Origin of the sequence: Gemmata algarum (assembly GCF_034097035.1) — a bacterium.
GTDB classification, from domain to species: domain Bacteria; phylum Planctomycetota; class Planctomycetia; order Gemmatales; family Gemmataceae; genus Gemmata; species Gemmata algarum.
This window is the reverse complement of sequence record NZ_JAXBLV010000225.1, coordinates 26,001-36,099: the sequence shown is the minus strand read 5'-3', so window position 1 is coordinate 36,099 and position 10,099 is coordinate 26,001. Positions and strand designations below refer to the sequence as shown.

The following is a 10,099-nucleotide window of genomic DNA, read 5'->3' as shown; positions in this document are numbered from 1 at the left end:
AAATTTCGAGCCGAGGGAGATGGAACGGCTGATGGTGCCAAGTCCGGAACTACTCCGGGAGGGCGTGAAAGCATGACTCCCCCGCCGGTGTGGACGGAAGAGCAGTTGACCGCCGAGTTGGCCAAGTCCGTAGACCTATTCCGCAAGGAGCGGCTCGAAGAGGACGTGACCGACTACGGCGGGTACTTTGACCAGTTCATGGGCCACTTTGAGACCCTGATCGAGACCACTGTTGATCTGAGCCTGCTTGAGCAGAAGGCCCTGGAAATCTTATCCGACTCCAACCTGGCTCGGTCTTTCCGGTATCTCGCAGGCCCGCCGATCTCGGAAGACGACTTGGAGACCATAGCCGAGGCAGTGCTCACCCCCTCCCGGCTGAAGAACGACGAGGAAATGGTGAAGCGAGTCGTTCAGGTCATTCAGGCAGGTCTCGACCGACGGCGCTTCCCGTGGGTCAGGGGGGGCGCGAGCCGGAAGAGCGGAGCGTCAGGCGGCGGTGATCGCCTCGGCAGCCTTGATGGCCAGCCAGACGATAGGTACCAAGCGGCGGACCGAAGGCTCCACAAACCAACAGGATACTGTCCGGAGCATGTTTCAGAAGGCCCTGACGATGAAGCAGGTCCCGGCGAAGGAGATGCGCGTGTTGAGGGACGCGCCGAACCCGGGCGAGTTCTGCATGGAGGCCAAGCTCAGCGGGAGGAAGGCTGACTTAACGGCCGGGCTTTACGACAACCGAGTCATGCCCATCGAGTGCAAGGTCTCGAACTCGAAGGTCAACTCGGTGAAGCGACTCAACAACGATGCCGCCGCGAAGGCAGAAGCGTGGAAGGCCGACCTGGGTGCCAACAACGTGGTGCCGGTCGCCGTCCTCAGCGGGGTGTACAGCATTCCCAACATGCTCGATGCGCAAAGTCGGGGGCTGACGCTGATCTGGGCACACGACCTGCAACCGCTGATCGATTTCATCAACTCCACGAAACCGGAGGCGAAACCGGGCAAGAAGTTTCGGCGCTGATCACCTCGCCAGGAACACTTGATGCCCAGCGTACTTGACCACGAACCCCGCGCCGTCAGCCACTCAACGGCCGGCCGCCCCTCACCGTGGTAACCACCTTTCTTCCAGAGCGTATCGTCGATCAGGATCAGTACATCCTCCGCAAGATGCGGCAGCGCCGCTTGGGCCTCGGCCAGTCCGTGCTCCGCGTGCCCGGGGTGGCCGCTGTCGAGCGAGTCCAGGTATGCCATGTCGATCTTCGGCCCGGTGTACGCCGACAGCCACGTCACACTGTCGGACTCGTGGGCCGTGACGCCGCGTAGGTGCTGGATCTACTTCCGGGCGAACGACACGTTCGCGCGGCTCATGTCCACGCTGTCGAGCGTGCCGCCGTGGGCGTCGACCCAAAGCCCAAACACACCGGCAAACCAGCCCGCCGTGAAATCGTCCTCGGCGCGGATGCAGCCCGTCTCGACCACCACCGGTTTCTGCAATTTCCGGGGGGCTCCAAGACCATGCGGAAGGTGACGTGCCGGTCCGCGTAGTGCGCGCCGGTGTCCCACGTCCGCACCTTATCCACCAAAGACTCGATCACCAAATCGAGGCCCGTCACGCCGTCGAGCACCCGGGCGGCGTGACGGGCGATGTCCGCGCCGGTCACCCGTCACCGCGCTCGATGACGTTCCACCGACACCGACCGGGACGGGTTCGCCGAGGTGCTCACCGGCACCGGGGCCGGAGCCGCACCGCACGCCAAGCGGTTGGACGGCCGCACGCTCGGCGTGCTGGACAGCTTCCTGGTGTCCGACGCCGGGTTCGCCGGCGGCGTCTTCGTCGGCTGACGCCGGGTGCCGTCCCCGCGCCGCTCACGTGGGCGGCGCGCGGAGGCGGAAAGGACGTCTCTTCACAGTTGACGAGCCCGCCGCGTGGCTGTGGGCTCGTCAACTGCGCCAACTCGGCGGCCCTTTTTGAAGGGCACCCGTCTTCACTCCGGCCCGCCGGCCGGGGACGACCGGGTCCGGCGTCATTCTCCGCCGAGCCAGCGGCACATGATGTCGGACCGCATCACGTACTTGCGGCCGTCGGCGACCGGGGCGCCGCGGTGGTAAATGCGGTGCGGGAACACCAGCACCTTCCCTGCTTCCGGCTGTACCCGCACGATGGGGTCGTCGCCCCGCGCCCCGGTACCCAGGTTCACAGACCCCAGGTTGCGCCCCACGTCGTACACCCCGTGTATCGCATCGCCATATTTAGCTAGCGCCAAAATAGTAAAACGAATAATTTCCTGCCGCGCGCCGAACCACCGCGGCGCCTCCGGTCGGCCAAGCACTTCAGCCGACCGCGGTCACTCCAGGGCGCAAGAGGCTCGTCCAGGCTATCGCAACTATTCACATGACATTGAGAGCGAAATTTATCTACAGCATCGATAATCTTGAAACACGGCGCCTAGTGTCACTTAGGCGATTGATTTTTCGGTCAATTGCTTTCTTCCGGCTGTCCGTGTGATATCTATATCTGCCCAGATCGTCCAGACCGCCCAGGCCGCCCACATCCCGAACGCACACCGTAAGGACTTGACCGATGACCCGCTCCGCCTCGTTCCAGGACGTGTGGCGCCAGTTGTTCGCCGCCCGCCCCCGGGCCGCACGCCGCGCCGCGCTTCAGATCACCGCCCTGGAAGACCGGGTCACACCGGCCGCCTTCGTCGACAACACCCCGACGCTCGCGATCGACCTGGACACAATGGGCGAGCAGGTGACCGTCGTCTCGCAGGGTTCGACGTACACACTCACGCTCAACTTCGGCACGTGGACCGGTTCCGATAACGCCAACGTTTCCGGGAGCGGATCGGCCACCCTGACGGTCAGCGCCAACGCCTTCGACCTCATCGACCTGAACGACTCGGCCAGCGGCACGTCGGTCCGGTTCGATGACAGCGGGGCCAGCACCTACGCCGACGACTTCAGCGTCACGCTCGACGACGCCCCGGGTTTGGTGCGCTTCGTCGGGAACAGCACCTTCTCCGCGGCCGACCTGCTCGTCGATACGGCCGGCAGTGTTCAGGTCGAGCCGGCGGCCACGCTGACCGCCGACACCGGAAACATCACGCTCGAAGCCAACGTGCAGGCCACGGCTACGACGGGCAGTTTGACCGGGATTGTCATTTTCCCGGTCGCCCTGGTCCAGATCACCGGCACCGGTGCGCTGACGCTCACCGGGCGTGGCGGGGACGACGCCAGCGGTCAGCAGCAGGGGGTGTACGTGGGCGGCGCGGTCCGCGGCGGCAGCGGGGCCGTTTCCGTCACCGGTACCGGAGGGGCCAGCGGCGGCGACAACAACCACGGCGTGTACGTCTTCGGTCCCGGTGCCGAGATCACCTCGGCCGGCGGGAGCGTGAGCGTCACCGGTACCGGCGCCGGCTCGGGCACGAGCGGCCGGAACTTTGGCGTGCTCGTCGAGAACGGGGCGCAGATCGCGGCCGGGGGGACGGGTACCGTTACCGTCATCGGTCAGGGCGGTACCGGGGCGGGGGTTTCTAACTTCGGCGTGAGCGTTTACGACACCGGGACAATCACATCGGCCGGGGGGAGCGTGAGCGTTACCGGCACCGGCGGCGGCTCCGGTGCGAGCGGGAACAACTTTGGTGTGATCGTCGAGGCCGGGGCGCAGATCACGGCCGGCGGAACGGGAGCCGTCACCGTCGCCGGCACCGGCGGCGCGACCGACGGAACCGACAACTACGGCGTGAGCGTTTACGACACCGGCGCGGCGATCACCTCCGCCGGTGGGAACGTGAGCGTCACCGGCACCGGCGGCGGCTCCGGCGCGAGCGGAGGCAACTACGGCGTGATCGTCGAGGCCGGGGCTCGGATCACGGCCGGGGCGTCGGGCACCGTCACCGTCATCGGCCAGGGCGGCAGCGGCACGAGTGGCAATAACTACGGCGTGAACGTTTACAACACCGGCGCGGCGATCACATCGGCCGGGGGGAGCGTGAGCGTTACCGGCACCGGCGGCACCGGGAGCGGAAACAATTATGGTGTGATCGTTGATGCCGGGGCGCAGATCGCGGCCGGCGGGACGGGAGCCGTCACCGTCACGGGTACCGGGGGGGCCGCGCCGTCCAGTTCCAACTACGGAGTGTACGTCAGCAGTTCCGGCCAGGCGATCACCTCGGCCGGGGGGAACGTGAGTGTCACCGGCACCGGCGGCGCCGGAACGAGCGGCACCAACCACGGCGTGTACGTCGCGGCGGGCCAGATCACCGCCGGCAGTTCGGGCACCGTTACCGTTACCGGCACCGGTGGCGCGTCCGCGGGCACCGACAACTACGGCGTGCTCGTCTTTAGCAGCTTGGCGGCGATCACCTCGGTCGGTGGGAGCGTGAGCGTCACCGGCACCGGTGGCGGCTCCGGTGCGAGCGGGAACAACTACGGCGTGCAGGTCATCAACGCCGCGCAGATCACGGCCGGCGGCTCGGGTGCCGTCACCGTCACCGGCACCGGCGGCACGACCACGGGCAACACTAACTACGGCGTGTACGTCTTTGCTCCCGGCGCGGCGATCACTTCGGCCGGTGGGAACGTCAGTGTCACCGGTGCCGGCGGCGGCACCGGAGCGAGCAGCACCAACTCCGGCGTGTTCGTCGACTTCGGCGGTCAGATCGCGGCCGCCGGGACGGGCACCGTGACCGTCGCCGGCACCGGCGGCACGACCACGGGCAATTCCAACTACGGCGTGTACGTCAGCAACATGGGCGCGGCCGTCACCTCGGCCGGTGGGAACGTCAGCGTCACCGGCACCGGCGGCGGCACCGGCGCGAGCGGCACCAACTACGGGGTGTACGTCAGCGGCGGGGGCCAGATCACGGCCGGCGTCACCGGGAGCGTCACCGTCGCCGGCACCGGCGGCGCGGCCGACGGAACCGACAACTACGGCGTGTACCTCTTCGCTCCCGGTTCGACGATCGGCTCGGCCGGCGGTGCCGTCAGCGTCACGGGCGCTGGCGGCGGCACCGCCACGAGTAGCGCTAACCACGGCGTGTACGTCAGCACCGGCGCCCAGATCACGGCCGGCGGTGCCGTCACCGTCACCGGGACCGGCGGCCTGGGGGCCGACAACTATGGCGTGCGCGTCGACAACGTCGGCGCGACAATCACCTCGACCGGGGGCGCCGTGGGCGTCACCGGCACCGGCGGGGGCAGCGGGGCCAGTCACGGCGTGGCCGTTACCGGCATGAGCACGTTCACGGCCACCGGTACCGGGGCGGTTACCGTCACCGGTACCAGCGGCACCGGCGGGATCGGTTCCGGCGTGACCGTCAGCATCGGGAGCCAGATCGCCTCGGGCGGGGGAGCGATCACCGTCACCGGCACCGCCGGCACCGGTTCGTTCGGTATCGATCTCGGCGTCCTCGGTACGGTCACAACGGCGACCAACGGCGGCGACGTAACCCTGATCGCCGACGCCATCAACATCGACGCCAACGCCACCGTCTCCACCCAGGCTGCCGGCACCGTCGAGCTGATCCCGGTCACCGCCGGCCGGGGCATCGATCTGGGGGGCGCCGACGGCACGGCCCTGGGCCTGACCGACGCCGAACTCGACCGGGTCACCACCGGCACCATCCACGTCGGCACCGCCGGCACGGGCGCCGTCGTCGTCAGCGCCCCGATCACCCGTTCGGCGGCCACCGATCTGGTGCTTACGGGCACGACCGTGACCGGCACCGCGACCGGCACCGACTTGGCCCTGGCGGGCGGCGAGCTGTCGTTCGGCACCGGCACCGTGCTGACCGCGGTCGTTACGGGCACCGCCCCCGACGCCGGGTACACGCAGTTGAATGTGGACGGGGACGTGAACCTGTCCGGGGTCGGGGTTGCGCTGTCCGGCTCGCTGACGCCGGCGTTCGATACCGTGTTCCAGTTGGTGACCGCGACCGGCGCGGTCGCCGGCACGTTCGGCGCGGCCACCGTGTCGCTCAACGGGGTCACGCTCGATCTGGCGACCACTTCCAACACCGGCACCGCCACCGCACCGGCGTCGCCGCCGGTGCCGCCGGTGCCCCCGGTGCCCCCGGTGCCGCCCGTGACGGCCGCGCCGGCCCGCCCGGGGGTAATTGCCAGCGGCCCGGGCGGGGTGGTGAACACCTACAACGCGGACGGCTCGCTCCGGTCCACCGCCACCCCGTTCGCCGGGTTCACCGGCGCCATCACCGTGACGGCCGCCGACGTGAACGGAGACGGGGTCGCCGACATGATCGTGGGCACCGCGGACGGCAACTCGCACGTCAAGGTGATCGACGGGGCCACCGGGGCCGAGCGGTTCTCGTTCCTCGCGTTCGACGGGTTCCTCGGCGGGCTCAGCGTGGCCGCCGGCGACGTGAACGGCGACGGGGTCGCCGACATCATCGTGGGCACCGCTGCCGGGGCCGAACACGTGAAGGTGTTCGACGGGCGCACCGGCGCTCTGCTCCGCAGCTTCCTGGCCTCGCCGGGCGCGTTTGGGCTCCGGGTGGCCGCCGGGGACCTGAACGGCGACGGGATCGCCGACATCGTCACCGCCACCGCCACCGGGGCCGCGGTGGTCCGCGCGTTCGACGGCTCGAGCGGGGCACAGCTCCTGGCGTTCGAGGCGTTCGGCGGGTTCGCGGGCGGGCTCAGCGTGGCCGCCGGAGACCTGGACGGCGACGGGATTGCCGAGATCGTGACCGGGGCTAACGCCCGCGGGCACGTCAAGGTGTTCGGGGCGACCGGGCTGGAGCGCGCCAGCGCGCTCGTGTACCCCGGGTTCGCCGGGGCCGTGCGGGTGGCCGTCGCCGACACCGACCGGGACGGGTTTGCCGAGGTGCTCACCGGCACCGGGGCCGGAGCCGCACCGCACGCCAAGCGGTTGGACGGCCGCACGCTCGGCGTGCTGGACAGCTTCCTGGTGTTCGACGCCGGGTTCGCCGGCGGCGTCTTCGTCGGCTGACGCCGGGTGCCGTCCCCGCGCCGCTCACGTGGGCGGCGCGCGGAGGCGGAAAGGACGTCTCTTCACAGTTGACGAGCCCGCCGCGTGGCTGTGGGCTCGTCAACTGCGCCAACTCGGCGGCCCTTTTTGAAGGGCACCCGTCTTCACTCCGGCCCGCCGACTGGGGACGATCGGGTCCGGCGTCATTCGCCGCCGAGCCAGCGGCACATGATGTCGGACCGCATCACGTACTTGCGGCCGTCGGCGACCGGGGCGCCGCGGTGGTAAATGCGGTGCGGGAACACCAGCACTTTCCCCGCCTCCGGTTGCACCCGCACGATGGGATCGTCGCTCCGCGTCCCGCCGTGCGAGCGCAGGTTGAACTCGGTGGCCCCGCCCGCGACCCCGCCGTTCAGGTAGATCATGAGGGTGAACGCGCTGCGCTCGATCGGCGACCGTTCGTAGGCCCCGTCGAAGTGCCAGTCGAACTGCTGCCCCGGGTCGTACCGGTAGAACCGCCACCGCTCGTTCAGCCCCACCGGCTGCCAGAACTGCACGCGATCGGGCACGAACGGCCGCAGCCGCTCCCACACCGATTGCGCGATACCGGCGTCGTCGATCATGACCCGGTCGTTGTTGCGGATGTCCTTGCGCATGACCGGGCCGCCCGTCGTGGTGATGGGCGCGTCCCCGTACCCCGCGGACTCGGTCATCGTGATGTAGTAATCGCACTCGTCGGGCGAGAAGAAGTCGTGGATCACGAACAGGTCGTCGCGCTCGGCGAGGAACTCTTTGCGCATCTCGGGCATGGCGAACCTCCTCGGGTGTGTGCGGAGCGACACCCGTGAAACGCCCGCGGTTCGCCCGCGAAAAGGAAACGAGCCGCGGGCCGCGCTCCCCCGCTCACACCAGCGGCAGCTCGAAGCCTTCTCGTCGCGCCGGCCGAGTTGGCGTCAGCGCGTTGCGGGTAAGCTTTTGAAGTGCTGCTGCTGTTGAACCGCCTGAATGCGTTCGATCGCGGCCCGGAGGCCGGCGAAGATACCAACCAAGCAGGCAAGGAACAGCATCAGCTTTAAGATCATCATTGCTTTAGCTTGTCCGTTTGCCCTTTTGCGCCGACGGATCAAGAGGGCTGTCGACAGTCCCTCGTCGTCGCGCGACGGCTCGGCCTTGGGCCGCCGCGGGGACGGGCGTTCGTGGCGGCCTTCGTCCAGCGGCTGAACTTCGCGGGGCTTCGGCGCGGGTCGCTCCGGTGGCAACGGCCTCGCGCGACGATCGCTCGCGCGGTGCCGCTTCTGCTCTGCCGCGGGCGCGGGGCTTGGCGAGGCGAGTGCGAGCGGTTGGGACTTGGGAATAACGGTGGGATGGCCGCAGTCCGAACAGGTCATGGCGCGGCCGGCGACCTGTTCGGGTGCCGAATAGGGGCGGAAGCAGTTCGGACACACGAAATCGATAGGCAAGCGGCACCCACTTTGATGCGCCCTGGGCGGGCGGTTGGCGTTTCGGGGCTACCGTATCGGGCGTCCGACACGAGCGAATCACCAACCAGTCCGCCTTATAAAAACATCTGCACCCCGCCCTCATTCGCAATGACTACAACTTCGGACGCTGCGCGCTTTATTAACGATTGACTTATCAAGCAACAGATTTTAACCGGCGGGCTATGACCTGACAAGTGCGGACGGGCGCCCGCCGTTCGGAGCGGCACAACGACCAGCCCCGGCTCACACCGGCGGCAGCTCGAAGCCCTTGCGGTACTCCTTGCTCACGAGCTTCGTCGCGGGGGCCGAGTTGGTGAAGGTGAGCTTCGCCGCGTCCCATTCGAGCTTCGTGCCGGCGAACCGAACCGCGATGTTGCCGAGCAGCATTGCCTCCGTCAGCCGGCCCGCGTAGTCGAAGTTCGACGACGCCAGCTCCGGCTTGCCGGCCCGGATCGCCTCCGCCCACTCGCGCTTCATGTGGGCGTCCTGGTCCCCGTCCACGCCCGCGGGCAGCTTCTCGGGCTTGGTGGTTTGGAGCCCGGTGAAGTCCGGCTCGGGGGTGATGCGGAACTGCGCGCCGTAGTCGTTGGGCGAGAACAAGATGCCCTTGTCGCCGACCAGGATCGACCCGCTGTCGGCGAGCTTCTCGCCCTTCTTCAGCAGCTTCGCGAGCAGTTCGGCCGGCGGCAGCACGGTCTTGCCGTCCTTCTTCCCCTCGTACCAGTGAAGTGTGCAGGCCGGCGCGGCCCCGCGGGCCGGGAACAGGTACTGGATGTGTGCCCACGCCGGGAACGTTTCGGAGTTGATCTCCGCGGCCTCCGCGGCGACCGCCACGGGCGCGTCGAGTTGCAGCGCGCGGAACGCCATGTTGGCGGTGTGGCACGCCATGTCGCCCAGCGCGCCGGTGCCGAAGTCCCAGTACCCGCGCCAGTCGTGCGGGTGGTACGCCGGCCGCGGCGCGAACGCCACCGCGTAGGGCCGCATCGGCGCCGGGCCGATGAACTCGTCCCAGTGGACGTGCTTCGGGACCGGGGCCTCCTTCGGCCGCGCCACGATGTCGGGCGACTGCTTCCAGTAGTGCGCCGGCCGGTTGGTCCACACGTGGGCCTCGCGGACGGCGCCGATGGTGCCGGCCCGGACCAGCTCGACCGCCCGGCGCAGCCCGTTCAGGGCCGAGCCCTGGTTGCCCATCTGGGTGCAGACCTTCGCCTTCGCGGCCAGCTCGCGCATCACGCGGGCCTCGTGGACCGTGTGCGTGAGCGGCTTCTGGCAGTACACGTGCTTGCCCAGCTTCATCGCCCGCATCGACGCCGGGGCGTGCGAGTGGTCCGCGGTGGACACCACCACGGCGTCGATGTCCTTCGCCATCTTGTCGAAGAGCACGCGGTAGTCGAAGAACTGTTTGGCGTCGGGCCAGGTCCGGGCGCGTGTGGCGATCCGCTGGTCGTCGATGTCGCACAGCGCGACGACGTCCATGAACTTCCCGGCCTGCTCGATGTCGCCGGAGCCCTTGCCGCCGACGCCGATCCCGGCGACGCGGATCTTGTCGTTCGCGCCCCACACCCGGCGCATCGACGCGCCGGACGCGGTGAGCAGGTAACCGGCGGCGCCCGCGGTGCCGAGTTGCAGCGCGCGGCGACGAGTGATGCGAGACATGCGGGCACTCCGGCGG

The 10,099-nt window shown here is 68.8% G+C and carries 8 protein-coding genes; 3 read left to right on the top strand and 5 right to left on the bottom strand.

Annotated elements, in window-relative coordinates:
* The first annotated feature begins 517 nt into the window (after positions 1 to 517).
* A complete protein-coding gene (locus R5W23_RS27925) occupies positions 518 to 1,015 on the top strand; it encodes a XamI family restriction endonuclease (RefSeq protein WP_320689207.1) in 498 nt (165 codons plus the stop codon).
* A gap of 311 nt (positions 1,016 to 1,326) precedes the next feature.
* On the opposite strand, the gene R5W23_RS27920 is transcribed toward R5W23_RS27925, so the two are convergent.
* Complete coding sequence (locus tag R5W23_RS27920) at positions 1,327 to 1,488, bottom strand: hypothetical protein (protein ID WP_261187528.1); 162 nt, start codon at positions 1,486 to 1,488, stop codon at positions 1,327 to 1,329.
* A gap of 222 nt (positions 1,489 to 1,710) precedes the next feature.
* On the opposite strand from R5W23_RS27920, the gene R5W23_RS27915 reads away from it, so the two are divergent.
* The gene (locus tag R5W23_RS27915) at positions 1,711 to 1,836 is read left to right on the top strand and encodes a hypothetical protein (RefSeq protein ID WP_320689206.1); all 126 of its coding nucleotides are present in this window, start codon (positions 1,711 to 1,713) and stop codon (positions 1,834 to 1,836) included.
* A gap of 182 nt (positions 1,837 to 2,018) precedes the next feature.
* On the opposite strand, the gene R5W23_RS27910 is transcribed toward R5W23_RS27915, so the two are convergent.
* Positions 2,019 to 2,213 (bottom strand): hypothetical protein, encoded by a 195-nt coding sequence (locus R5W23_RS27910; protein ID WP_320689205.1) that lies wholly within the window; start codon positions 2,211 to 2,213, stop codon positions 2,019 to 2,021.
* 362 nt (positions 2,214 to 2,575) lie between these two features.
* On the opposite strand from R5W23_RS27910, the gene R5W23_RS27905 reads away from it, so the two are divergent.
* Complete coding sequence (locus R5W23_RS27905; protein ID WP_320689204.1) at positions 2,576 to 6,967, top strand: beta strand repeat-containing protein; 4,392 nt, start codon at positions 2,576 to 2,578, stop codon at positions 6,965 to 6,967.
* A gap of 182 nt (positions 6,968 to 7,149) precedes the next feature.
* On the opposite strand, the gene R5W23_RS27900 is transcribed toward R5W23_RS27905, so the two are convergent.
* From R5W23_RS27900 to R5W23_RS27890, 3 genes are all read right to left on the bottom strand, one after another.
* On the bottom strand, positions 7,150 to 7,755 hold the full coding sequence (locus R5W23_RS27900) for a 2OG-Fe(II) oxygenase (RefSeq protein WP_320689202.1): 606 nt from the start codon (positions 7,753 to 7,755) through the stop codon (positions 7,150 to 7,152).
* A 144-nt stretch (positions 7,756 to 7,899) separates the two neighbouring features.
* On the bottom strand, positions 7,900 to 8,406 hold the full coding sequence (locus R5W23_RS27895; protein WP_320689201.1) for a hypothetical protein: 507 nt from the start codon (positions 8,404 to 8,406) through the stop codon (positions 7,900 to 7,902).
* 264 nt (positions 8,407 to 8,670) lie between these two features.
* A complete protein-coding gene (locus R5W23_RS27890; protein ID WP_320689200.1) occupies positions 8,671 to 10,083 on the bottom strand; it encodes a Gfo/Idh/MocA family protein in 1,413 nt (470 codons plus the stop codon).
* Positions 10,084 to 10,099 lie beyond the last annotated feature (16 nt).

What these genes read in the sequence shown, in the direction of transcription:
- R5W23_RS27925 (WP_320689207.1), top strand. Translation starts at nt 518, where the DNA reads ATGGCCAGCCAGACGATAGGTACCAAGCGGCGGACCGAAGGCTCCACA.
- R5W23_RS27905 (WP_320689204.1), top strand. Translation starts at nt 2,576, where the DNA reads ATGACCCGCTCCGCCTCGTTCCAGGACGTGTGGCGCCAGTTGTTCGCC.
- R5W23_RS27900 (WP_320689202.1), bottom strand. Translation starts at nt 7,755, where the DNA reads ATGCCCGAGATGCGCAAAGAGTTCCTCGCCGAGCGCGACGACCTGTTC.
- R5W23_RS27890 (WP_320689200.1), bottom strand. Translation starts at nt 10,083, where the DNA reads ATGTCTCGCATCACTCGTCGCCGCGCGCTGCAACTCGGCACCGCGGGC.